The sequence below is a fragment of the Pseudomonas sp. Root569 genome, from assembly GCF_001427465.1.
GTDB classification, from domain to species: domain Bacteria; phylum Pseudomonadota; class Gammaproteobacteria; order Pseudomonadales; family Pseudomonadaceae; genus Aquipseudomonas; species Aquipseudomonas synxantha.
In genome coordinates this window covers 1-20,709 of the sequence record NZ_LMGQ01000001.1, presented here as the reverse complement: position 1 = coordinate 20,709, position 20,709 = coordinate 1, and the positions used below count along the sequence as shown (strand labels likewise).

The 20,709-nt window shown below is 58.6% G+C and carries 28 protein-coding genes and 1 pseudogene; 27 read left to right on the top strand and 2 right to left on the bottom strand.

The window, feature by feature from the left end; genetic code table 11:
* Nucleotides 1–51: 51 nt before the first annotated feature.
* Genes ASD70_RS00145 through ASD70_RS29770 form a run of 3 tightly spaced genes read left to right on the top strand, consistent with a single transcriptional unit; the run spans nucleotide 52 to nucleotide 2,024 of the window.
* Nucleotides 52–1,107, top strand: a complete 1,056-nt coding sequence (locus tag ASD70_RS00145) for an NAD(P)-dependent oxidoreductase (RefSeq protein ID WP_056845368.1) — start codon at nucleotides 52–54, stop codon at nucleotides 1,105–1,107.
* A gap of 27 nt (nucleotides 1,108–1,134) precedes the next feature.
* Entirely contained in the window at nucleotides 1,135–1,788 is a 654-nt protein-coding gene (locus ASD70_RS00140; protein WP_046071212.1) for an RraA family protein, read from the top strand.
* 26 nt (nucleotides 1,789–1,814) lie between these two features.
* On the top strand, nucleotides 1,815–2,024 hold the full coding sequence (locus ASD70_RS29770; protein WP_325051648.1) for an ultraviolet light resistance protein B: 210 nt from the start codon (nucleotides 1,815–1,817) through the stop codon (nucleotides 2,022–2,024).
* A gap of 61 nt (nucleotides 2,025–2,085) precedes the next feature.
* Here the strand turns inward: ASD70_RS29770 and ASD70_RS00130 are convergent, their stop codons facing one another.
* Nucleotides 2,086–2,457 (bottom strand): hypothetical protein, encoded by a 372-nt coding sequence (locus ASD70_RS00130; RefSeq protein ID WP_014717155.1) that lies wholly within the window; start codon nucleotides 2,455–2,457, stop codon nucleotides 2,086–2,088.
* Nucleotides 2,450–2,938: a Panacea domain-containing protein gene (locus ASD70_RS00125; protein ID WP_056845367.1), complete on the bottom strand. Its 489-nt coding sequence runs from the start codon at nucleotides 2,936–2,938 to the stop codon at nucleotides 2,450–2,452. The genes ASD70_RS00130 and ASD70_RS00125 overlap by 8 nt, the downstream gene beginning before the upstream one ends.
* A 232-nt stretch (nucleotides 2,939–3,170) precedes the next feature.
* Between ASD70_RS00125 and ASD70_RS00120 the strand changes: the two genes are divergently transcribed.
* From ASD70_RS00120 to ASD70_RS00005, 24 genes and pseudogenes are all read left to right on the top strand, one after another.
* The gene (locus ASD70_RS00120) at nucleotides 3,171–3,914 is read left to right on the top strand and encodes a LexA family transcriptional regulator (protein WP_172833446.1); all 744 of its coding nucleotides are present in this window, start codon (nucleotides 3,171–3,173) and stop codon (nucleotides 3,912–3,914) included.
* Nucleotides 3,915–4,504: 590 nt separating this feature from the next.
* Nucleotides 4,505–4,843, top strand: coding sequence for a phage holin family protein (locus tag ASD70_RS00115; protein WP_043048845.1), 339 nt, complete (start codon nucleotides 4,505–4,507; stop codon nucleotides 4,841–4,843).
* A gap of 23 nt (nucleotides 4,844–4,866) precedes the next feature.
* Entirely contained in the window at nucleotides 4,867–5,382 is a 516-nt protein-coding gene (locus tag ASD70_RS00110; protein WP_046071215.1) for a hypothetical protein, read from the top strand.
* Between the two features lie 3 nt (nucleotides 5,383–5,385).
* Complete coding sequence (locus ASD70_RS00105; protein WP_056845366.1) at nucleotides 5,386–5,997, top strand: phage baseplate assembly protein V; 612 nt, start codon at nucleotides 5,386–5,388, stop codon at nucleotides 5,995–5,997.
* A gap of 9 nt (nucleotides 5,998–6,006) precedes the next feature.
* Nucleotides 6,007–6,339 carry a hypothetical protein gene (locus ASD70_RS00100; RefSeq protein ID WP_056845365.1) on the top strand — a complete coding sequence of 111 codons (333 nt, stop codon included), beginning with the start codon at nucleotides 6,007–6,009 and terminating at the stop codon, nucleotides 6,337–6,339.
* Nucleotides 6,336–7,331: a baseplate J/gp47 family protein gene (locus tag ASD70_RS00095; RefSeq protein ID WP_056845364.1), complete on the top strand. Its 996-nt coding sequence runs from the start codon at nucleotides 6,336–6,338 to the stop codon at nucleotides 7,329–7,331. The genes ASD70_RS00100 and ASD70_RS00095 overlap by 4 nt, the downstream gene beginning before the upstream one ends.
* Entirely contained in the window at nucleotides 7,328–7,966 is a 639-nt protein-coding gene (locus ASD70_RS00090) for a phage tail protein I (protein ID WP_046071218.1), read from the top strand. The genes ASD70_RS00095 and ASD70_RS00090 overlap by 4 nt, the downstream gene beginning before the upstream one ends.
* Complete coding sequence (locus ASD70_RS00085; protein ID WP_056845363.1) at nucleotides 7,963–8,493, top strand: phage tail protein; 531 nt, start codon at nucleotides 7,963–7,965, stop codon at nucleotides 8,491–8,493. Before ASD70_RS00090 ends, ASD70_RS00085 begins: the two co-directional genes overlap by 4 nt.
* Before the next feature lie 47 nt (nucleotides 8,494–8,540).
* On the top strand, nucleotides 8,541–9,323 hold the full coding sequence (locus tag ASD70_RS00080; protein WP_056845362.1) for a hypothetical protein: 783 nt from the start codon (nucleotides 8,541–8,543) through the stop codon (nucleotides 9,321–9,323).
* 2 nt (nucleotides 9,324–9,325) lie between these two features.
* Nucleotides 9,326–9,628 carry a hypothetical protein gene (locus ASD70_RS00075; protein WP_056845361.1) on the top strand — a complete coding sequence of 101 codons (303 nt, stop codon included), beginning with the start codon at nucleotides 9,326–9,328 and terminating at the stop codon, nucleotides 9,626–9,628.
* An 87-nt stretch (nucleotides 9,629–9,715) separates the two neighbouring features.
* The gene (locus ASD70_RS29095) at nucleotides 9,716–9,889 is read left to right on the top strand and encodes a hypothetical protein (RefSeq protein ID WP_003189022.1); all 174 of its coding nucleotides are present in this window, start codon (nucleotides 9,716–9,718) and stop codon (nucleotides 9,887–9,889) included.
* A 2-nt stretch (nucleotides 9,890–9,891) separates the two neighbouring features.
* On the top strand, nucleotides 9,892–11,058 hold the full coding sequence (locus ASD70_RS00070; RefSeq protein WP_056845360.1) for a phage tail protein: 1,167 nt from the start codon (nucleotides 9,892–9,894) through the stop codon (nucleotides 11,056–11,058).
* On the top strand, nucleotides 11,058–11,564 hold the full coding sequence (locus ASD70_RS00065; RefSeq protein WP_056845359.1) for a phage major tail tube protein: 507 nt from the start codon (nucleotides 11,058–11,060) through the stop codon (nucleotides 11,562–11,564). The genes ASD70_RS00070 and ASD70_RS00065 overlap by 1 nt, the downstream gene beginning before the upstream one ends.
* 183 nt (nucleotides 11,565–11,747) lie before the next feature.
* Nucleotides 11,748–12,320 (top strand): phage tail assembly protein, encoded by a 573-nt coding sequence (locus tag ASD70_RS00060; RefSeq protein ID WP_056845358.1) that lies wholly within the window; start codon nucleotides 11,748–11,750, stop codon nucleotides 12,318–12,320.
* Nucleotides 12,321–12,447: 127 nt separating this feature from the next.
* Nucleotides 12,448–14,289: a hypothetical protein gene (locus ASD70_RS00055; protein ID WP_056845357.1), complete on the top strand. Its 1,842-nt coding sequence runs from the start codon at nucleotides 12,448–12,450 to the stop codon at nucleotides 14,287–14,289.
* Nucleotides 14,289–14,672 carry a phage tail protein gene (locus ASD70_RS00050; protein WP_046071225.1) on the top strand — a complete coding sequence of 128 codons (384 nt, stop codon included), beginning with the start codon at nucleotides 14,289–14,291 and terminating at the stop codon, nucleotides 14,670–14,672. Before ASD70_RS00055 ends, ASD70_RS00050 begins: the two co-directional genes overlap by 1 nt.
* Complete coding sequence (locus ASD70_RS00045; protein WP_043048860.1) at nucleotides 14,665–14,877, top strand: tail protein X; 213 nt, start codon at nucleotides 14,665–14,667, stop codon at nucleotides 14,875–14,877. The genes ASD70_RS00050 and ASD70_RS00045 overlap by 8 nt, the downstream gene beginning before the upstream one ends.
* 9 nt (nucleotides 14,878–14,886) lie before the next feature.
* On the top strand, nucleotides 14,887–15,897 hold the full coding sequence (locus ASD70_RS00040) for a contractile injection system protein, VgrG/Pvc8 family (protein WP_056845356.1): 1,011 nt from the start codon (nucleotides 14,887–14,889) through the stop codon (nucleotides 15,895–15,897).
* 67 nt (nucleotides 15,898–15,964) lie between these two features.
* A complete protein-coding gene (locus ASD70_RS00035; protein ID WP_032877504.1) occupies nucleotides 15,965–16,522 on the top strand; it encodes a glycoside hydrolase family 19 protein in 558 nt (185 codons plus the stop codon).
* Entirely contained in the window at nucleotides 16,510–16,989 is a 480-nt protein-coding gene (locus ASD70_RS00030; protein WP_056845355.1) for a lysis system i-spanin subunit Rz, read from the top strand. The genes ASD70_RS00035 and ASD70_RS00030 overlap by 13 nt, the downstream gene beginning before the upstream one ends.
* Nucleotides 16,990–17,071: 82 nt before the next feature.
* The gene (locus ASD70_RS00025) at nucleotides 17,072–17,572 is read left to right on the top strand and encodes a CinA family protein (protein WP_046071230.1); all 501 of its coding nucleotides are present in this window, start codon (nucleotides 17,072–17,074) and stop codon (nucleotides 17,570–17,572) included.
* An 83-nt stretch (nucleotides 17,573–17,655) separates the two neighbouring features.
* Entirely contained in the window at nucleotides 17,656–18,714 is a 1,059-nt protein-coding gene (recA, locus tag ASD70_RS00020; protein WP_005785454.1) for a recombinase RecA, read from the top strand.
* Nucleotides 18,715–18,722: 8 nt separating this feature from the next.
* The gene (recX, locus tag ASD70_RS00015) at nucleotides 18,723–19,190 is read left to right on the top strand and encodes a recombination regulator RecX (RefSeq protein ID WP_043048890.1); all 468 of its coding nucleotides are present in this window, start codon (nucleotides 18,723–18,725) and stop codon (nucleotides 19,188–19,190) included.
* A 259-nt stretch (nucleotides 19,191–19,449) separates the two neighbouring features.
* Nucleotides 19,450–20,706, top strand: a pseudogene (locus tag ASD70_RS00005) (IS3 family transposase).
* The last annotated feature ends 3 nt before the right edge of the window (nucleotides 20,707–20,709 follow it).

Genomic DNA, 20,709 nt, shown 5'->3' with positions numbered 1-20,709 from the left:
CCAGGGCAACCTGGGTATCGGCAGGCGCTACCCTCCAAGAGGATCAACTGTATGGCAGTTACCACCCTGATACTGGATGCCCCCGGGCCGCCGTTACTGTTTGAGGAAGTCGATCGCTTTCTTGAGCTGGGCCTGGGCGTCACCCTCAACCTGCATTACTTCGCGGACAAAGAGCGCATTCGCCAGCACTACGGCACGCGCATTCACTATGCCGAGATCAACTGCCATGACGAGCCTGGCTTTATTGCCGCCGTGAGTCAGGCCGGGGGCTACAGCGTGTTCAAGACGCGCCTGAACATCCCGTTGGGCGCTGGCCTGATCCGCGCTACCACCTCGCCGGCGTTGGCCACGCCACTGCGCGCCATTGCCCAGGCTGGCACAGGGGTCAATCATATTGATCGGCTGGCGTGCGAGCAGTGTGGTGTGGCGATCCTCAATACACCGGGCTCCAACGCGGCCGCTGTTGCCGAATACGTCGTGGCCCAGGCGCTGTTTCTGTCGCGCGACCTGGATGACTACAACGCGGAAACGCACAACGGCCATTGGGCAAAAGGCTCCTTGGCACCTGCCTGCGAATATGCCGAACTGACGCTTGGGCTGGTGGGCACCGGCAGCATTGCCCGGCAGGTGGCGCGCAAGGCTGCGGCGCTGGGCATCAAGGTGATCGCCACCGGGTCCGAACGTTTTACCGAACCGGTGGCGCACAGCCTTGGGCTTGAACGGCGGGCAGGTCTTGAACAGTTACTGGCCGAGGCGAACATCGTCTCGATCCACGTACCGCTCACCCCGCAGACCCGAGGCTTGTTCGGCACTGCCGAGTTCCAGCAGATGCGCCAGGGATCAATCCTCATCAATACCGCGCGCGGCGGGATCGTCGACGAACACCAGTTGGCCGCCTTCATGCGCCAGTTTCCCAGGCATATCAAAGCCGTCGCCATCGATACCTTTGCCCTTGAAAAAGACCGCTTCGACTCGCCATTGACCGCTATTGCCAATGCGCAATTGACGCCGCACATCGCTGGCAATACCACTACGGCAATCCGGACGGCGTCACGCCAGATCGTCGACAAGATCCACGCATTCAGTGCCGACGCCACCGCGCGTTAACCCACAGGACACAAGGAAGGCCACATTATGCAAACCTCTATTGTTACCCGCCTCGACGCCCTGAGTTGCACCGACCTCAGCGATGCGATGGACCGCCTGAAAATCGTTTGCCAGTGCACCGACATCATGCCTCTGGACCGGTCGTTCAACCTTACAGGCAAAGCCTGGACCCTGCGCTACGGCCCTATTGGCCTGGACGGCGGCTCGGTGGGTGACTACATCGACGACCTTGAGGCCGGCCAGGTGGTAGTGATCGACAACCAGGCGCGGCTCGACACCACCGTGTGGGGCGATTTGCTGACCTCTACCGCCGCCCGTAAGCAGTTGGCCGGGACGGTGATCGACGGTATCTGCCGCGATGTCGACCGTGCGTTGGAGCTTAACTACCCGATCTTTTCCCGGGGGAACTGGATGCGCACCGGCAAGGATCGCGTGCGTGTCGAAGCGATCCAGGCGCCCGTTACGCTGGGTGGCGTGCGGGTACAACCCGATGATTGGTTGCGCGGCGACGGTGACGGCCTGGTGGTGATTCCGGCCGGCTCACTGAGCGAAGTGCTGGAGGTGGCCGAAGAAATCCACCAGGCCGAAGAACATATTCGTGCGGCTATCGAGGCGGGCGTTCCTTTACGCAAAGCTCGCGCCGATTACGGCTACCACGCTTTGCAGACTCCGCGCCGCTGACTGGCCGACGACAGAAGCCGCCGCGGGTGCGGCTTCAATTGATGCTGGCCGGGGTGGCCAATATCACCGACCCGATTAAGCGGGACTGGGTCTTGCGCAATACGGACGTGGCGGAAATCTGGAGTGTTGGCCGCAAGATGAAACTCCGCCTCGGTGCGATTTTTGCAGCCGGTCGCTGCTGGATAAGGTGGGCAAAAACTAAAAATCCGATCAGTGCCTTGAAAATGATGAGCTGACTTTTGCGTGCTCACATCTCAATGCCGGATAGAGAGAAGTCAGGGCATGAGTACGACCAGACTATTTGGATTTACGCCCACTGGCCGGAAACAACCCTCTGATCACCCCAAGAAACGCCGCAAACAAGTTGATTGAAGTCGCCGTAGTGATGGCAATCAACACATTGTCCGAGAACGGCGCTTTACCCGAGTAATACGTCGACCAGCCATTCCACACCAGCAGGACCCCCCAGAAGATCACCCCGCACGCAGCGAACCAAAACGCACGCCCCGCATATTTCTTGCGCAGTTGCCTTTCAGCCTTCTGGTCTTTGAGGTTCTGGCTTCTTTCATCGTCGGTGCCTATGGCTTGCTCGCCACCGGCTTGGGTGTCCTGGTCAGGCCCTGCCACGGGGGGCAGGGTGAGTTCCAGGTTGTCGAGTTCTTCACTCACGGATGCGGCTCTTTGGGTGAATGAGTGCTGCCATGTCTTCCCAGTCAATAGCCGAACCGTCGGCGCCCTTGAGGGCCCAGGCTGTGCCGTCCTCGTGGGAAAGGTTGGACAGTTGGGTGCCGGACCATTTGCCGTATTTGTTAATGATCCGGTCAATCAAACGATGGGTGTAGGTATCGCTCTCAGGAACCCTCGGTGTTACGAAGACAATGTCTTCGGCGTCGGGCTTCAGGTTGCTGAGCAGTGCGGTCACCGGGCGATTACCGTAGGATTTCAACTCATGGTAAAGCGACGGGATGACCGGGCCATATTGCCAGCGGGCGAAGTGGTCATCCATCAGGGGCTGGTCCCGTTCGCGCAAATGCCAGGACTGTGTATAGAACAGCAGTTTCTGCAGCTTCATCGGGGTCAGGCCCGAAACCTTGCCTTCCTTCGCGCGTTCAATGAAGGCGTTAGCAACAGCTAGCGCTGAATAAGCCATGAGCACCTCCGTCGTTGCTGGCTAGGTGATTAAGGAGTTTTATACATAGCCCCTGAATTGTCGATAAGCAAGGGACGTTGACATCCGTGGCGTCTCAATCAGGCCGCCCGCAAGAGTAGTGGGTAATCAACTGTTTGCATATACAGTATTTTGTTTCATGGTAAACAGAATTGGCTGTTTAATGCATAAATATGCAAATTAGCATTTGCCAACTCCGAAAACTCACGTCACTATCCGCGTTATGCAAAAACGCAACGTTTCTATCGTCTTAAGAGAGCTGCTGGATCGCGACCGAATCTCCCCCACGGAGCTTCACCGGCGCACCGGCGTGCCTCAATCCACACTGTCCCGGATCCTCAGCGGCAAGATCGTTGATCCGTCGGATAAACACATCTCGCGCATCGCCGAGTATTTTCGCGTGAGCACCGACCAACTGCGCGGGCGCGCTGCGGTGGGTGGGTTGCGCGATGACGGGCGCGACCCGATGCATTCGGAACTCAAGGACATAAGCCTGTGGGACGACGACACTCCCGTCAATGATGACGAGGTGTCGATCCCCTTTCTGCGCGAGGTTGAATTGGCTGCTGGATCAGGAAGATTCGTCATCGAGGAAAGCGAGAAGGCCAGCCTGCGGTTCGGCAAGCGTAGCCTGCGGCATAACGGCGTGCAGTTCGACCAGGCCAAGTGCGTGACGGTGCGCGGCAACAGTATGTTGCCGGTACTGCGTGATGGCGCCACGGTTGGCGTGAACGCCGGCAAGAGCGGCATTGGCGATATCGTCGATGGTGATCTGTATGCCATCAACCACAACGGCCAACTGCGGGTCAAACAGCTCTACCGCCTGCCTTCGGGAATCCGCCTGCGCAGCTTCAATCGTGATGAGCATCCGGATGAGGACTACAGCTTCCAGGATATCCAGGATGAGCAGATCAGCATTCTCGGGCATGTTTTCTGGTGGGGCATGTACGCCCGCTAACCTCCTCGCGTAAGACGAAACCCGCCCATGAGCGGGTTTTTTTTCGCCCGCAGAAAACCGCCAAACCCCAAGCCCGCAAGGCTTCAAATGCATCCGTGCATTTCCATAGCAAAAATAAATGCATTTGTGCATTGACTGTATATGCATACATGCATATTCTTCACCTCAAGCCAGCCAACAAGGCCTGGTGGAGGCGGCAAGGATGCTGCCAAGGAAGACAAGGAAGGCACGCAACATCGGCAAGGACGCCATCGAAGCGATGGCAGGGATGCCAGGCAACACCGGCAAGGATGCCGACGCTCTTTAGTTTCAACGCTTCAAAAACAGGCAGCGATGAACCGGCCTTGACGGTTCAGAGGGTTGGCAACTGACCCGGGTGTGCAGCGTAAAGCACCAGAAGCAGTTATCCGGCAGACAGGGATCGTGGTCGGAAAAACATTGAGGAAAGGACCGTACCGCGCCAGTAGCGCCGAAAGTCCGAGGACAGCATTACTGAAAAGCCCGGGCAACCGGGCTTTTTGGAATGCCTACCTATCGAAGCATGTGTAAATGAAATATGGATTATTAATTGCTCAGCCAGGAGGCGTGACATGACAAATGAACAGCAAGCGTTAGCGGAAATGCCTATCTGGCTGGTCATCGTATTGGCCGTGATCGGCGGAGTGTCTGGAGAAATGTGGCGCGCCGACAAGGAAGGTGCCCGCGGTTGGTCGTTGATCCGCCGTCTGGCGCTGCGCTCCGGGGCCTGCATGGTCTGCGGGGTTTCGGCGCTGATGCTGTGCTACGCCGCCGGCATGTCGATCTGGACCGCCGGCGCCATTGGTTGCCTCACCGCTATGGCCGGTGCCGATGTGGCTATCGGCCTTTATGAACGGTGGGCGGCCAAGCGCATCGGGATCAACCAAGGCTCCGGCCAGGACCCGCAGTAATTGTTGCAAGGACGCTACTCAAAATGACGCTTATCGAAAAGCCATCCCAACTGCCCCAGGCCGTGGGCGCTGCGCTGCATGCAGCCTTCCCGGACCTCAAGGTCGGCAGTCATCAGGACTTCCAGGGCGACACTGAAAAAACCGGTGTGCAGGTCACCGTCGAAGGCAATGGCCCGGGCATTCGTTCTCGCGAAGGGCGCAAGGCCCACGTGCTGAGCATCTCACTCAGGGCCATAGTCGCCCCCGGTGCATTGCCGTTCGATGCCTGCGACCTGGCCAGCCAACTGATGGACCTGGTGCTGGATAACCGTTGGAACCTGCCCCAGGCACAGTGCGATTTGCCCGCCAATATCGTCGCCGCTCCAGCTGTGCGCAGCACCCTTGATGCGGACTACGACACCTGGACGGTTTCCTTCACCCAAACCGTCTATCTGGGACCGCCGTTACTTGAAGATCCTACAGGCCAGCCGCTGTTTGCCTGCACTTGGGACGTCTCCAACATCGACGACCCGGCCCAATACAAGCCACTGGCGGAGTAGCCCATGTTCGACGCGCTGTTACGCATGCAATTGGGACCGATCATCGAACGCTTGGCGGAAATGGAGACCCAACTCGAAGACCTGTATCGACGCGCCGAAAGCTTCTGCCGGATTGGCGTTTGCCAGCAGGTCGATGCTGCCAGCAATACCTGCCAGGTCAGCCACGGTGACTTGCTCACCCCATCGATCCGCTTTTTCAATCCCAGCGCCGGTGCGCAAACCGAAACGCGCATTCCAACAGTGGGCGAACAATGTCTGTTGCTCAACTACGGGGGCGGGGAAGGCGGTGCGCAGTCCGTGGCCCTGTTTGGTCTCAACAGTGATCGTTTTCCACCGGTCTCCAGTGTTGCGACGCTGACCCGGCGTCGCCATCAAGATGGCACCCAAAGCGACTATGACGATGCCAGTCATACCTTCAATTGGGTCAATGGCCCCACCACCTTCAGCGGCTCCCGCGAACAAGTCGACGTCAAGGTCGGCGCCACCAGCCTGACCCTCAACGCCCAGGGCATCATTCTGCAAATCGGTGGCACCAGCCTGTTGCTCGATGCCGGCGGCGCGCACTTCAGCGGCCCGGTGGTGGACCATCAAGGACGACTCATCAGCCCCCGATAAGGACATCCCATGCTCGGAATCGAGAGGAACACCGGCGCAGCCGTCGATGACTGGCTGCAATTTGTGCAGCGCGCCACCCGAGCGCTGACCACCCCCGTGGGCACTCGGCAAAAGCGTCCGTTTTACGGCTCGCTGATCCCACAACTGCTCGGCCAGAACCTCGGTGATGACCTGCTGATCCTCGCCCAAAGCCACGCCGCCCAGGCGTTCTACAACACCCACAATGGCATCGACGATTTTGAACCCCAGGTCATCGTCGCCACCCGTCAAGGCGCCGGCCTGCTGCTGCGGTTTGCCGGCAACTGGAAAAACCGCCAACAAACCTTCGAGGTCGTGACATGAGCATGTTGATCCCCGGCCAGAACCAGCTGGCGGAACCGGCCATCATCAAGGTGGATGAGTTCGAACCGTTGCTCGCCGAGTTCAAGGCGTTTGTCATCGACTACGTTGCCAGCCGAGCTCCGCAAAGCGCGGCCAAACTCAAAGTCAGTCTCGACAATGAAAGCGAACTGCTGACCCTGGCCCTGGAAGCGTTTTGCGTGCGCCTGCAAACCCACGAGCGCAAATACAACGCGCGTATCAAGCAGATGCTCGCGTGGTGGGCCACCGGCAGCAACCTGGATGCGCGCCTGGCCGATATGGGTCTGGAACGCCAAGTGCTCGACCCTGGCGACCCGGCTGCTTTCCCGCCGGTACCGCCCACCCTGGAAAGCGACGACGACGCTCGCCTGCGTTACTACCTGGCGCCCCATGCTCCGGCGGCCGGCTCGCGGATGCAGTATCGCCGCGAAGTGTTCACCCTTGGCGAGCGTCCGGCGGTGAAAGTGCAGAGTGCGACGCCGGGAGTGGTGACTGTCACCTACACCTTCGATCCGGATGGTTATGCGGCCCAGGTCAAGGACGGCAACGCTCGACGCACCGCACCGGGCGAAGTCATGGTTACCGTACTTTCCAGGGAGGGCGACGGCACACCATCTGCCGACTTGCTTGACGGTGTGCGTCGACATTTCGCACGGCCGGATGTAAGGCCGGAAACCGATCTTGTCACCGTCCAGGGCGCTCAGATTCAACCTTACAAGATTCGCGTGGTGGCCAAGATCAACGCCGGCCCGGACTCGGGGCTGACCCAGGTAGCGGCGCAGAAACTGCTGCAAGACTACGCAGAGTCCTGCCATCGCCTGGAGGGGCGGGTTGACCCCAGCTGGATCGACTACGCCATCCACAGTGCCGGCGCTGCGCAACTGCAAATCCTTGAACCGTTGGCGCCGATTGTCAGCACCGCGTTCCAGGCGCCGTATTGCACAGGTGTCGAGGTGGAGGTGCGCACGCTATGAGTGAGCCTAAAGCGAGTTTGTTGCCGGCCAACAGTTCACCGCTGGAAAAGGCGTTGGACTTGGGCTTCGGCACGTTGCTTGAGCGAGTCACACCGCCGTTTCCAGCGCTGATGAATCCACTTCAAACCCCAAGCGAATTCCTCCCTTACCTGGCCGCCGACCGCGGCGTCAGCGAATGGGATGCCGAGGCCAGCGAGGCGGAAAAGCGCCTGACCGTGGCGTTGTCCTGGCAGATCCAGCGCCAGGCCGGTACGCCCAAGGCGCTGAGTCATGCGGTGGAGTCATTGGGTTTTACCCCCAACATCAGCGCCTGGTATCAGCAGCGCCCCTTGGGTGTGCCTTACACCTTCGACGTGCAGGCGATCATCGGGCGCAGTTGGTCCAGCGGTGATCACAACCGGCTGATCCGGCGTATCAATGCGGCCAAGAGTGAGCGCGACCAGGCGACGATTACCATCGTGCATGAGACCGAAGGTCAGCTTGCGCTCACGCAAGTACTCGACGCCCCTTTAAGCGACGGCGAGTTCTATCTAAACGGTGCGTTGCCGGAATTGGCGCTGATTGCCCGGTTAAACAGTGCCGGGGTTGCCCAGCACTACACCATTAACGACTACGACCTCAGGGCGCAGCCATGACAGATGAAATCACGCGCCTGGTGCGCTTCACTTCCAAAGGTTTGGATGAAGTGCTGCAGGCAAAGAACCAAGGCCTCAAAGGCGAAATCACCCATATCGGCGCCGGCACTGGCCGCTATACCCCCGACGGCACAGAAGTGGCCTTGCGTGACGAGCGCCAACGGGTGGCCATCGTCGATTACGAAGACCTGGGCGAGCGCCAACTCAGGATGGCCGCGCTGTTTGATGGCGACGGTGAGTATGAGATTGGCGAGTTCGGTTTTTACCTCGCCAGTGGGACCTTGCTGGCGGTGTATTCCGTAGCGGGGAAGTTGCTGACGTATAAAGCGGCGGCGGCGCGGGTGCTGCAGAAGTTTACGCTGGATGTTTCGCCGTTGCCGGCGGATAGCGTGACGATTGTGGTGGGGAGTGAAAACCTGAACGTATTGTTGGCTGAAGAGATCGCGATTATGGCGGCGGCTTCGGTTGGCAATATGTCACGCCACCTTGACCTGATGTTTCGAGTCATGCATATCGAAGCGAAGTAATTGCACTGACAAAAGTGCTGGAAAGATTAATTGACAGGGAGTTGATGATGGGACTTGAAACGACTATCACGAAAGTTGTGGATGCATGTAATAAGCTTACGGAGACGGTTACCAATCAAATTGGGAAGATTGATGCGCGGGTAGAGGCCGCTTCGAGTCAGTTTACTGCTTGGCGTAATAGTGTGCAGGCTAAGGATATTAATGGTCGTGCTTCTTATACGCAAACAATTGATCTTACAGGACTGTCTACCAATATTTTTTATCCGGTCTGGTGGCGTATGCCAGGTAACGAGAGAGGTATGTCGGAAATCATAATTTCCAGAAACTATGGCTTGGACGCAGGCCTCAATCCATTCAACAACAATTTCGAGCCACATGTCGCCGGTCTAAATCTGCAAATGGAGGGCTGTGGGATCCCATGGAATGGGGATGCTAATTTTTTGACTATCAAGCGCATCTCTCAAACCTACCGAGAAACCGTCCGTCGTGCTCAATTCGGGATGTGGTCGTACGTCCGTCCGGTCACTGGCTTGAAGCCCATTTGGCTAAACCAGACACCAGGCACATTGGTCTCGTCCCCGCAGGAATCTGGCTGCTATTTGCGTGGTGGGCTGACGTATATCGTCACCAAGAGCTTTGAGGAACCTGTGAAGTACAGTCGCTCAGATGCTGAAGTGGAATTGAGTCAAGCAGTGACCCCTGAATATGAAATTTCCTGGAAGGTGAAACCGTTTGCGATAACCGCCACCGAACTTGGAGAAACTTATCCGGAAAGCCGATTGGCTTACACGTTGGATAACGACCTGCGCTACACAGCAAAAGGGGTGTGAAGATGGTTGGATATATCAAAAAACTACTGCTGCCCTCGGGTGAGACGCTGATCAATGTTCCTGCGGACCGCCCAACGTTGATGGCATTGGGGTTTGACGAGGTTCGCGCAGATGAACTCGTCATGCAGGCGGAAAACAGTGCCAAGTTGGAAAGTGTTATCTCTGCGCGTCGTACGTTGTACGTAACTGAAGCTGATCCTTTGTTTCTGGAATGGCAATACGACGACACTCCAGAAAAAGAAAAGGCCTGGCGTGACAAAGTCGCCGAAATCAAGGCGCTCTACCCCTTGCCTGATCGCAACTGATCCCCACCGCGAAAGCGGTTTTTTTTCGCCTCCCTAAAGCCCCTCCCCGCAGGGGCTTTGGCATTTTCCACCCGGAGATTTCCACCCATGCCCACCCGTCAAACCTACACCGTCCTCATCCCATTCCCCATCGGCAACGGCCATTGGTCCACCGCCGGCGAGGAACTGGAACTGCTCGACGTCGAAGCATCCGCCCTACGCACCGCTGGCCGCCTTGAACTGACCAGCGTCCTCAATTCCACCCCCAAGAAGGCTGAATAACCATGGCAGAAGTCCTGAACTTCGAGCACAACGGCATCACTGTGAATGCCACTGAATCCCCCGAGGCCATGGGTGGCCTGGGTGATAACGTGATCGGCCTGGTCGGCACTGCGCCGAATGCCCACGCATCGATCCCGAAAAACGCGCCGTTCCGTATCAACAGCTTCACCACCCAGGCGTTGCTGGACCCTACCGGCACCGAGTCGGGCACCTTGTTCCAGGCTGTGTACCAGATCCTCAAAGTGGTCAAGGTGCCGGTCTATGTGGTCATCGTCGAAGAAGGCGCCACCCCGGCTGATACCGTCAACAATGTGATCGGCGGCAACGACCCGGTCACCGGTCGCAAGCTGGGCCTGGCGGCCCTGAGCAGCGTCCAGGAAGACCTGACCATCATTGGCGCCCCAGGCTTTACCGGCACCAAGGCCGTCGCCGGTGAATTCGCCTCCTTCGGCAAGCGCATCAAGGCGCGTGTGGTGCTGGATGGCAAGGACGCTTCCGTTGCAGACCAAGTTGCCTACAGCGGCGAGCTGGGCGGTGCCGACCTTGGCTTCGACCGTTGCCTGCTGGTGCACAACATGCCGTCGGTGTACTCCAAGGCCGCGAAGAAAAACGTGTTCCTGTCGCCATCCTCGTTGGCCATCGCCGCATTGGCCAAGGTCAAGCAGTGGGAAAGCCCGGGCAACCAGGTGACCTTCTCCGAGGATGTTTCCCGCGTGGTCGAGTACAACATCCTCGACACCTCCACCGAGGGCGACTTGCTCAACCGCCACGGCGTGAGCTACTACGCGCGCACCATCCTCGGCGGTTTCTCGCTGCTGGGTAACCGCTCCATCACCGGCAAGTTCATCAGCTACGTCGGCCTGGAAGATGCCATCAGCCGCAAGCTGGTCAAGGCCGGCCAGAAAGCCATGGCCAAGAACCTCACCAAGTCCTTCATGGACCAGGAGGTCAAGCGCATCAACGATTGGCTGCAAACCCTGGTGGCCGACGAAACCATCCCCGGCGGCAGCGTATACCTGCACCCGGAACTGAACAGCGTCGAGAAGTACAAGAACGGCACCTGGTTCATCGTTATCGACTATGGCCGCTACGCGCCGAACGAACACATGGTTTATCAACTCAACGCACGCGATGAAATCATCGAGCAGTTCCTGGAGGACGTTCTCTAATGTTTACCAACCGAGTCAGACAGGCCATTGCGGCCACCCTTCAAGGCCTGCCGTTGTCCGCAACCGTGGAAGAGTTCACCCCGCCGAAGATCGAGTTCGACATGGAAGCCATGTCCGGCGGGCGTTTCATCGCCGAAGAAATGGCCAAGAGCGGCAAAGTGCTCAATGCCAAACTGGTGCTGCAAGGTGCCGGCCCGGAAATCATGCTGGCCCTGGGCGTGCGCACGGGCGACGACATTTTGCTGAACGTGCGTGAAGCCGGCCAGGACCAGGACGGCAAGACCTACTTCACCTACCACACCGTCGGCGGCAAGCTCAAATCCCTGGAGGAGGCGAAGCTGAAGATGGGCGACAAGGCCACCACCACACTGGAACTGTCTTGCCGTACCTACAACCGTCTGGAAAATGGCATTTCGGTGATCGACATCGACGTGCGCACCCAGAAGTTCGTGCTCAACGGCGTCGACATTCTTGGCGATGCGCGCCGCGCCGTACTGATGCCTTAAAAAATGACTGCAATCTAAGGCAGGCACGGTCAATGTGGGAGCCGGGCTTGCCCGCGATGCAGGCGACTCGGTGTGTCTGGAGCACCGAGTTGACGCTATCGCAGGCAAGCCTGCTCCCACAGGGACCGCGTTCAGATCTGGATTTTCGGTACTTTTCAATACCTTTCAACAAGGAATTGCCCCATGGCCTGGATGCCACCGTTGCATATCCTGCTGGCTCCGATCACCGCCGACACCGGCGCGACGATCCAGCAGGTTCAGCTCAAACCGTTGTTTTACGCCGCGCAAAAAGACGCGCTGGCCCGGGCCGGAGATGACGAGGACGATCAGTTTTTCGAACTGGCGAAACTCGCCACCGGCCTGTCGGAAAAAGAGCTCGACCAGCTCAAGCGCCCGGATTACGTGAGCATTGCCCAGTACGTACATGAAATGTCGACGCGCCCTGCGTCGTTCTTCATGGACGCACAGGACGCGACACCCCACGACCAACCCGTCCAGTTGCTATTGCCCTTGGACGCAGCCGGCCGAACCCTGACCGAACTACCCCTGGAAATGCCCGCCCTACGCGCCACCAAAGTGATGAAAAAGCTCGCCACCAATAAAGAGCGCGCCGAGTTCATCACCGCCCATTGCACTGGCCTGATGATTCCCGACCTGGCCGGTTTGACCGTGCCCGACTGGACGGAACTGCAGGAGCGCATCGACGATTTTTTAAATCAACCGGCGGACTTCTTTCGCAGCGCGACATCGACGTAATCCTCGATGTGGTGCCGCTGATCTACTCGGTCAATGAGGCGGAGATCCTCGACTGGGACGCCGGAAAAGCATTGCGCCGCTACGACATTGCGATCACTCGCCTTGGCGTTAAACAGGAGTAAGCGGGATGCAGGACAAGTATTCGCTCGCATATGCCATGGTCAAGGACGGCCAGGGTGTATTCAGCAACGCAGGCGGCGCGAAGGGTGCCGATAGTGTTAACCCGGGCCCGTTGGCATTTGAAAGTCATGCAGAGGCGGCGCCATTGTCCTCGATGGGCCTGGAGCTGACCAATGCCGGCTTGCAACTTCAGGGTCTTTCGCTGTCCCTGGGGTTACTGCGCGATAGTGTGGACGCGCTGCAAGCCTCCTTGCCGCAGCTTAAGGCGATGGGCGTTGAACCGTCCAAAACCGAAAAACGCAGCGATCAGGCGACAACCACCGAAGTTACGTCGAGCACATCGCAAGAACTGCGGCTGATCCGTGAAGCCATGACGCTGCGCGAGGTAAAGAGCCTCGATCCGGTCGCGGCCTTTCAACAATCGTTTGCTGCGCCAGCCATCAAGGAAAAAACCATAGCGCAGCTGCGCGAGGCGTCCTCAAAGAGTGAGGAGCGGCTCTCTACGACGCTCAAGCCGGCACCGGTACTCTGGGAAGACGTGTGGCTTCAGAAAAAGACCGAAGTGATGGATGGAGCCAACGCCTGGGCCAGCACATCGCCGGCAGCCGCCACCACTGTGAAAACCGCTGAGGCGGTGATTCTGCCGGTATTTTCACCGGTGGTTACCGGCTTTTTCTCGGGTTTGGGAGACACGATCAAAAGTCGGGTGACGAGCAATGTGGTCGACGTGACGCTGGGCAAACTGCCTGGAGTGGTTGGCAAACTGTTCAAGAGCGACGGCTTTAAAAAGGATCAGCCATGCTGCTGCGCCACTGCAACCCAAGCCTCACTGAGCAGTCGCCGCTCCAGTCGCAGAGGCTCTTCTGCCAGGAAAAAGGGAAGCAATAGGCCCAAGTCGCAGAAAAACCAGAAGGCGCGGAACGCGCAGAAGAAACAGCAAGCGCAGAAGAAACAGGCGTCTGTGGCGAGGCCGGCGTTTACAAAGCGGGCACCTGTGAAAAATGCTGGGGTGATGTCGACGCTGCGCAGTCTGTCTGAGCGCTTCATCAAACCCTTATTCCCGGCGCAGTCCAATGGTTTCCATGCCGGAGCACCCGTGCAAGGTTTGCAGCCGCGTGGTGCCCAGGTCAATAACCGAACGACTCACACTGATGTGCGTCATTCGACCCCAAGTAGAACCCCGGGGCTGATTGAAGCCTTGGAACGCAGGGGACTGCCCCTGCCTTCCGAAGCCCGCGCAACGACCCAGCCTCACGCACAGGCCTTCAGCCATGAGCGTTCAGCCGTGCCTGTGGTGACTCCCGCGCCAAAAATACCGGCTTCCGGGCTGTTGGGTATGATGAGTAAGCTGGAGTCTGCCGGCGCCCGTCGCCTTGGCCCGCTGAAGTATGTCGACACCGCCGCGGATGTGATCCAGGGCGTACGCACTGGCGACGCCAAGGCTGTCGGTACCGGTCTCAGCACCGCCGGTGGCGCCTGGGCGGGAGCATCCGCCGGCGCCGCGCTCGGCACCCTGGTTTTCCCAGGTATCGGCACCGCAGTCGGCGGCGCCATCGGTGGCTTGCTGGGCAGCGAAGCAGGCAGTTGGCTGGGTGACAAACTGTTCAGCTCAAATGATCGCCTGCCCGCACCCAATGCACTGAGCAAGGAGCTCAACAGGGCCCGCACCGACAACGTCCAGGTCACGATTGCACCGAGTATCCAGATCACCGGTGTCAACCCTGCCGATGCCCAGCAGGTCGTCAACCAGGTGATCCAGGCCCTGCAGTTTCAATGCATACCTATGGTCACCGACTCCCTGGGTATCCGGCGCAACGCGGCACTGGCCGATCCTTCAGGAGGTGATTGATGCGACAACAAATGATACTCGGCGACTTTATCTTTGGCTTGTCCCGCGGCTTTGCCTATTCGTCGTTGATCCGCAACAGCGACGGCGGCTGGAGTGACCTGGCGATTATTGCCAGCAAGCCCCAGTCGCGGCAGAACGGCCAGAAGCTGGAAAAGCTCACGTTCAACGGTACAGCCATGTACGCCACCGGTATGCAGCGCCTGGACGAACTGCGCGCGCTGCAAAATGCGCGGGCGCCTTTGCCGTTGGTCGATGGCATCGGCCGTAATTGGGGCCTGTGGCGGATCAATTCGGTGGTGGAAACCCAAAGCAACGTGATCGATGACGGCACCGCCATGGTGATGAGCTGGACCCTGGAACTGGAGGAATTCGTCAATGCGTAGAGTGCGAAGTATCGCCGGTGATTCGGTCAACCTGTTGCTCTATCGCGAGCTGGGGCGTTGCGACGACGCGGCGGAAGAAACCCTCTGGCGCTTGAATCCCGAACTGGCTGAATACGGTCCGCTATTGCCGGCCGGCGTATGGGTGATCGTGCCTGAGATGCAAGCCAGGCCGGCGGCCGTGCGTCCCGTGCTGGCGTGGGATTAAGGAGGCTGCATGGCACAGGGATTTACCCCGATCGTAGAGTTCTACGGCGCCAACGCGGCGCTGCTCAATCAACGCCTGATGCATTGGAGCCACACCGACGCTGGCGGTATCCAGACTGACCGCCTGGAATTGACCCTCAATATCGAAGGGCTGGAGGGGTTGCCCAGCCTGAGTGGCAAGATCGGCCTGCGCGTCGGTTACCAGGAAACCGGCTTGGTGGAAAAAGGCGAGTTTGTCGTCACCCAACGCACCCCGGTGCTGTTTCCGATGCGCCTGATGATCGTGGCCACGGCAGCGCCCTTCAGTGAGGTGGATAAGAGCGGATATCGCCAGCGCCGCTCCGCCAGCCATGGGCCGACGACATTGGGGGCATTGTTTCGGCAACTGGTCAGCCGCCATGGTTTTTCACCGCGAGTGGCACCGACGCTGGACGGCATTGCGATTGCGCACATCGACCAGTCCAATGAAAGCGACATGGCCTTCATCACTCGCCTGGCCAAGCGCTACAACGCGGTCACCAAGCCGTTCAATGAACTCTATGTACTGGCCGAAGCGGGGCAGGCCAAGTCACTCTCCGGCCAGCTACTGCCGCCAGTGAAATTATCGGTGACCGGGGACAACCGGCCCGGTGAGCACGCCTTCATTACCGCCAAGCTCGACGAGAAAGCTCGCTCAAAATACATGGGCAGCCGCGTCAGCTGGTGGGACGCCGCCGCCGGCAAACAGCGCGTGGTCCAGGTCGGGATTGCCCCGTTCAAGACCTTGCGCCAGCGCTGCCAGAACGAAGCCGAAGCCCGCGCCGTGGCCGAAGGCGAACTGCGGCGGGTGGGCCGTGAAGGTTTGAAGCTGCAGATCGATTGCCCAGGTAACCCGTTGCTCGCTGCCGAAGGCTTGCTGGTGCTGGATGAGACCTGGCCTTCGTACATGCAGGGGCGCTGGTCGATTACTCAAGTGACCCACGTTGGCGACCCGGCGACGGGGTATCGCAGTTCGATCATGGCCAGTGGATTGGCGTCTTAGGCGCGGGCAGAAGAGGGAGCTTGAGTTCGTGTATCACTGAAAGCTCGAGCTCAAGAAGGAGGGATGCATGGTTCTATCTGAGCAACAGCTGGTTAAAGTACTACCAAACTCCCGCCTTAAAGCGGGAGTTTTCATTTCGGCGTTAAACACGGCGATGTCCCATCACCAAATCACCACACCTGAACGCACTGCGGCATTCCTCGCCCAAATCGGCCACGAATCTGCTCAGTTGCTCTATGTGCGAGAACTGGGTAGCGATCACTACCTGAGCAAATACGACACCGGTACCCTGGCCGCCCGGCTGGGCAACACGCCCGAGGCGGATGGCGATGGCCAGAAGTATCGGGGCAGGGGGCTTATCCAGATCACGGGGCGTCGCAACTACCTGGCCTGCAGCCGAGCGCTGTTCGGCGATGATCGCCTGCTGCTGCAACCGCAATTGCTGGAGCAACCGCAATGGGCTTGCGAATCGGCAGCCTGGTTTTGGCAGAGCAACGGTTTGAATGAACTGGCCGACAGGGACCAATTCACCGCTATCACTCGGCGTATCAACGGCGGTCTCAATGGCCTGGATGAGCGTTTGCGCTTGTGGGCGCGGGCCAAGGCGGTGTTATGCATCTCCTAAGTGCGTTGCGTTTGATCGGCGTGTGTCTGCTCATGGCGTTTGTTTGGCAGGTCCAGGCTTGGCGATATGGTGCGCAGCTTGAGCTGCAATCAAGCACCCATGCTCAAGCGCTGAACCAGCAAAGGCTGGCAGCACAAAACCAACGCCAGGCCCTTGAGCAACAACTCAACGCCAACGACCGCCAACACACCCAGGAGTTGAACGATGCCCAACGCAACCAAGCTGCTCTGCGTGACCGTCTGGCCACTGCTGATGTGCGGTTGTCAGTCCTTCTCGACGCCGCTGATTCCGCCAGTGGCTGTACAGTGCCAGCCACCACCGCCCCCGGCAGCCTGGTTCATGCAGTCCCGCGAGCCCGACTTGACCCGGCGCATGCTCAGCGAATTATCCGCATCACCGACGACGGCGACAGCGCCCTGATCGCCTTGCGTGCTTGCCAGGCGTATGTGCAGGCCGTCGCGCGTTAGTCTCTTGATGCACTCCGTATCTTGCATGGTCGATAAGCTCCTGTAGGGTAGGCGAACCCCTCGCTCATTCCTGGAGAAGACCGTGAAGGAAATCACTCAACTGGCTGCCGACCTTGGTCGTCGTTTGCAGGTGCTCAACGCTCACGTCACCACTGCCGAGTCCTGCACCGGCGGCGGGATTGCCGAGGCCATTACGCGGATACCGGGCAGTTCGGCCTGGTTCGAGGCGGGCTATGTCACCTATTCCAACCGGCAGAAGACGCGGCAGTTGAACGTGCCGGAAAAACTTTTCTCCAAAGTAGGCGCCGTCAGCCAGGAAGTGGTGGAGGCAATGGCCCGTGGCGCGCAGGAAAAAAGCCTGGCGCGATTTGCCGTGGCGGTTAGCGGTATTGCCGGCCCGGATGGCGGTTCGCCGGACAAGCCGGTCGGTACTGTCTGGCTGGCCTTTGCAGTGGGTGACGAGGTCACGGCCGAGCTTGCGCACTTTCCCGGCAACCGCGATGACGTCCGCCGACAAACGGTAAAGGCCGCGCTGGAGGGCTTGTTGCGACGAGCTGCAGCAGAAATAGAAAAACAGGGGTAGGCGATCCCGGATCTTTGTGGAACAATACTGTCTACTTATACAGGTGTTGGCCGTCAGGCCTTATTGATTACGTGAGGACTTTAATGGACGACAACAAGAAGAAAGCCTTGGCTGCGGCCCTGGGTCAGATCGAACGTCAATTCGGCAAGGGTGCCGTAATGCGTATGGGCGATCACGACCGTCAGGCGATCCCGGCTATTTCCACTGGCTCTCTGGGTCTGGACATCGCGCTCGGCATTGGCGGTCTGCCAAAAGGCCGTATCGTTGAGATCTACGGTCCTGAATCTTCCGGTAAAACCACCCTGACTCTGTCGGTGATCGCCCAGGCGCAAAAGATGGGCGCCACCTGCGCATTCGTCGACGCCGAGCACGCCCTGGACCCTGAGTACGCCGGCAAGCTGGGCGTCAACGTCGACGACCTGCTGGTTTCCCAGCCGGACACCGGCGAACAGGCCCTGGAAATCACCGACATGCTGGTGCGCTCCAACGCCATCGACGTGATCGTGGTCGACTCCGTGGCCGCATTGGTACCCAAGGCTGAAATCGAAGGCGAAATGGGCGACATGCACGTGGGCCTGCAAGCCCGCCTGATGTCCCAGGCGCTGCGTAAAATCACCGGTAACATCAAGAACGCCAACTGCCTGGTGATCTTCATCAACCAGATCCGTATGAAGATCGGCGTGATGTTCGGCAGCCCGGAAACTACCACCGGTGGTAACGCGCTGAAGTTCTACGCTTCGGTCCGTCTGGATATCCGCCGTACTGGCGCGGTGAAGGAAGGTGATGAGGTTGTCGGTAGCGAAACCCGCGTCAAGGTTGTGAAGAACAAGGTGGCTCCTCCGTTCCGTCAGGCGGAGTTCCAGATCCTCTACGGCAAGGGTATCTACCTGAACGGCGAGATGATCGACCTGGGCGTGCTGCACGGTTTCGTTGAGAAATCCGGTGCCTGGTATGCCTACAACGGAAGCAAGATCGGTCAGGGCAAGGCCAACTCGGCCAAGTTCCTGGCAGACAACCCGGATATCGCCGCCACGCTTGAGAAGCAGATTCGCGACAAGCTGCTGACCCCAGCGCCGGATGTGAAAGCTGCCGCCAACCGCGAGCCGGTTGACGAAATGGAAGAAGCCGACACTGACATCTGAAGCAAACGATGACTGTGGTACTGGATACACTCGTCGCCGTTCGGCGCACTGCGATGGACCTGCTCGCTCGCCGCGAGCATGGTCGAGTCGAGCTGACGCGTAAATTGCGTCAGCGCGGCGCAGAGCCTGAGATGATCGAAACAGCCCTTGACCGGTTGACGGAAGAGGGGCTGTTGTCGGAAGCCCGTTACCTTGAAAGCTTTGTGTCTTACCGCGCGCGCTCTGGTTATGGCCCAGCGCGAATTCGCGAAGAGCTGAGCCAGCGTGGCCTGCAACGTGCCGATATCGACCTCGCGCTACGTGAATGCGGTATCAGTTGGCAGGCGCAGCTGGAAGACACTTGGCGTCGCAAGTTTGCCGGTCACCTTCCGATAGATGCCAGGGAGCGTGCGAAGCAAGGTCGTTTTCTGAGTTATCGTGGGTTTTCCATGGACATGATCAGTCGCTTGTTAAGCGGTCGAGATATGGACGATTGAACGCTACAAAACAAAAGGCCCACTATGAAAATAGTGGGCCTTTTTTTTCGCCTTGTCCCGTCCTGAATAAGGTTTACGCCTTCTGACCTATCTTCAGGAGGAGTCAATGGATTCGGGCAAAAGGCGGAGCCAGCGTGACTACACGCTAGGCTNCTGTCCTGGTCCTGAAGGCCCACTATGAAAATAGTGGGCCTTTTTTCTCGCCTTGTCCCGTCCTGAATAAGGTTTACGCCTTCTGACCTATCTTCAGGAGGAGTCAATGGATTCGGGCAAAAGGCGGAGCCAGCGTGACTACACGCTAGGCTTTAAATTATCGGTCGTAGACCAGATCGAAAAGGGCGAGTTGAGTTATAAAGAGGCTCAACGGCGCTACGGCATTCAGGGCCGGTCCACGGTACTGGTCTGGCTACGCAAGCATGGCCGGCAGGACTGGAGCCAAGGCGCCTCAATTCGAGAACCGAGGAGCAGGTCCATGACCGAGCCAACCCTCCCGCTGACCCCCGAGCAGCGGATCAAAGAGCTCGAAGAACAGCTGGCGCTAAGCAATCAGAAAGCGCAATTCTTCGAAGCCGTCGTGAATGTTCTGAAGAATGACTACGGTGTTTCCATCGTAAAAAAGCGACCCGGCAAGTCCTCTCGCAAGGGCAAATCCAAGGCCTGAGCGTCACCAGGGCTTGCCTGTTCATGGGCATTTCGCGCCAAGCGTATTACCAACGCAATCGGGCTTTCGACGAGAGGGCTCGTCAAGATCAAGAAGTCATGGACTTTGTTCTTGAAAAGCGCCGCCGCCAGCCGCGGATAGGCACGCGCAAGCTGCATTACCTGATGAGCGTCGAAGTCGGCGCATCAGTGCGGGTCGGCAGAGACCGCCTGTTTAGCATCCTGCGCAACGCTCGAGAACTGGTTGTGCGCAAACGGGCTTACCACAAAACGACAGACAGCCATCACCGCTTTCGCCGCCATCCTAACCTGCTCAAAGCGGGTCAGGAGCAGATTGTGGCCAATAGGCCAGAGCAGGTCTGGGTTGCAGACATAACCTATCTGCCGACACAGGAAAGCGTGGTTTATGTGAGTCTGGTGACAGACGCCTACTCGCGCAAGATCGTAGGCCATCATGTGCATGAGAGCTTGCATACCGAGTCGGTGATCAAGGCGATGGAAAAGGCAGTTGGCGAACGCCGAAGCACGCTGCCACTGATCCATCACTCAGACCGCGGAGCCCAATACTGCTCTGAACGTTATCAACGTTTGCACGCTAGTCATGGCATCAGATGCTCAATGACCGACGGCTATGACTGCTACCAGAATGCTCTGGCGGAGAGGATAAACGGCATTTTGAAGACCGAGTTCCTGCTGTATCGCCCTAAAAATCTGGCGGACGCAGTGAAAATGGTGGATGAGTCGGTGCTGATCTACAACGGGGAACGGCCACACCTGTCCCTGAAATACAAAACGCCCGATGCGGTGCATCGGGCGGTTTGAGACTGAAACAGGTGTAAACCTATTTCAGGACTAGACA

Excerpts from the sequence above, each read along its gene's own strand:
- ASD70_RS00145 (WP_056845368.1), top strand. The coding sequence starts at position 52 with ATGGCAGTTACCACCCTGATACTGGATGCCCCCGGGCCGCCGTTACTG.
- ASD70_RS00140 (WP_046071212.1), top strand. The coding sequence starts at position 1,135 with ATGCAAACCTCTATTGTTACCCGCCTCGACGCCCTGAGTTGCACCGAC.
- ASD70_RS00125 (WP_056845367.1), bottom strand. The coding sequence starts at position 2,938 with ATGGCTTATTCAGCGCTAGCTGTTGCTAACGCCTTCATTGAACGCGCG.
- ASD70_RS00115 (WP_043048845.1), top strand. The coding sequence starts at position 4,505 with ATGACAAATGAACAGCAAGCGTTAGCGGAAATGCCTATCTGGCTGGTC.
- ASD70_RS00110 (WP_046071215.1), top strand. The coding sequence starts at position 4,867 with ATGACGCTTATCGAAAAGCCATCCCAACTGCCCCAGGCCGTGGGCGCT.
- ASD70_RS00105 (WP_056845366.1), top strand. The coding sequence starts at position 5,386 with ATGTTCGACGCGCTGTTACGCATGCAATTGGGACCGATCATCGAACGC.
- ASD70_RS00100 (WP_056845365.1), top strand. The coding sequence starts at position 6,007 with ATGCTCGGAATCGAGAGGAACACCGGCGCAGCCGTCGATGACTGGCTG.
- ASD70_RS00095 (WP_056845364.1), top strand. The coding sequence starts at position 6,336 with ATGAGCATGTTGATCCCCGGCCAGAACCAGCTGGCGGAACCGGCCATC.
- ASD70_RS00090 (WP_046071218.1), top strand. The coding sequence starts at position 7,328 with ATGAGTGAGCCTAAAGCGAGTTTGTTGCCGGCCAACAGTTCACCGCTG.
- ASD70_RS00085 (WP_056845363.1), top strand. The coding sequence starts at position 7,963 with ATGACAGATGAAATCACGCGCCTGGTGCGCTTCACTTCCAAAGGTTTG.
- ASD70_RS00080 (WP_056845362.1), top strand. The coding sequence starts at position 8,541 with ATGGGACTTGAAACGACTATCACGAAAGTTGTGGATGCATGTAATAAG.
- ASD70_RS00075 (WP_056845361.1), top strand. The coding sequence starts at position 9,326 with ATGGTTGGATATATCAAAAAACTACTGCTGCCCTCGGGTGAGACGCTG.
- ASD70_RS29095 (WP_003189022.1), top strand. The coding sequence starts at position 9,716 with ATGCCCACCCGTCAAACCTACACCGTCCTCATCCCATTCCCCATCGGC.
- ASD70_RS00070 (WP_056845360.1), top strand. The coding sequence starts at position 9,892 with ATGGCAGAAGTCCTGAACTTCGAGCACAACGGCATCACTGTGAATGCC.
- ASD70_RS00065 (WP_056845359.1), top strand. The coding sequence starts at position 11,058 with ATGTTTACCAACCGAGTCAGACAGGCCATTGCGGCCACCCTTCAAGGC.
- ASD70_RS00060 (WP_056845358.1), top strand. The coding sequence starts at position 11,748 with ATGGCCTGGATGCCACCGTTGCATATCCTGCTGGCTCCGATCACCGCC.
- ASD70_RS00055 (WP_056845357.1), top strand. The coding sequence starts at position 12,448 with ATGCAGGACAAGTATTCGCTCGCATATGCCATGGTCAAGGACGGCCAG.
- ASD70_RS00050 (WP_046071225.1), top strand. The coding sequence starts at position 14,289 with ATGCGACAACAAATGATACTCGGCGACTTTATCTTTGGCTTGTCCCGC.
- ASD70_RS00045 (WP_043048860.1), top strand. The coding sequence starts at position 14,665 with ATGCGTAGAGTGCGAAGTATCGCCGGTGATTCGGTCAACCTGTTGCTC.
- ASD70_RS00040 (WP_056845356.1), top strand. The coding sequence starts at position 14,887 with ATGGCACAGGGATTTACCCCGATCGTAGAGTTCTACGGCGCCAACGCG.
- ASD70_RS00035 (WP_032877504.1), top strand. The coding sequence starts at position 15,965 with ATGGTTCTATCTGAGCAACAGCTGGTTAAAGTACTACCAAACTCCCGC.
- ASD70_RS00030 (WP_056845355.1), top strand. The coding sequence starts at position 16,510 with ATGCATCTCCTAAGTGCGTTGCGTTTGATCGGCGTGTGTCTGCTCATG.
- recA (WP_005785454.1), top strand. The coding sequence starts at position 17,656 with ATGGACGACAACAAGAAGAAAGCCTTGGCTGCGGCCCTGGGTCAGATC.
- recX (WP_043048890.1), top strand. The coding sequence starts at position 18,723 with ATGACTGTGGTACTGGATACACTCGTCGCCGTTCGGCGCACTGCGATG.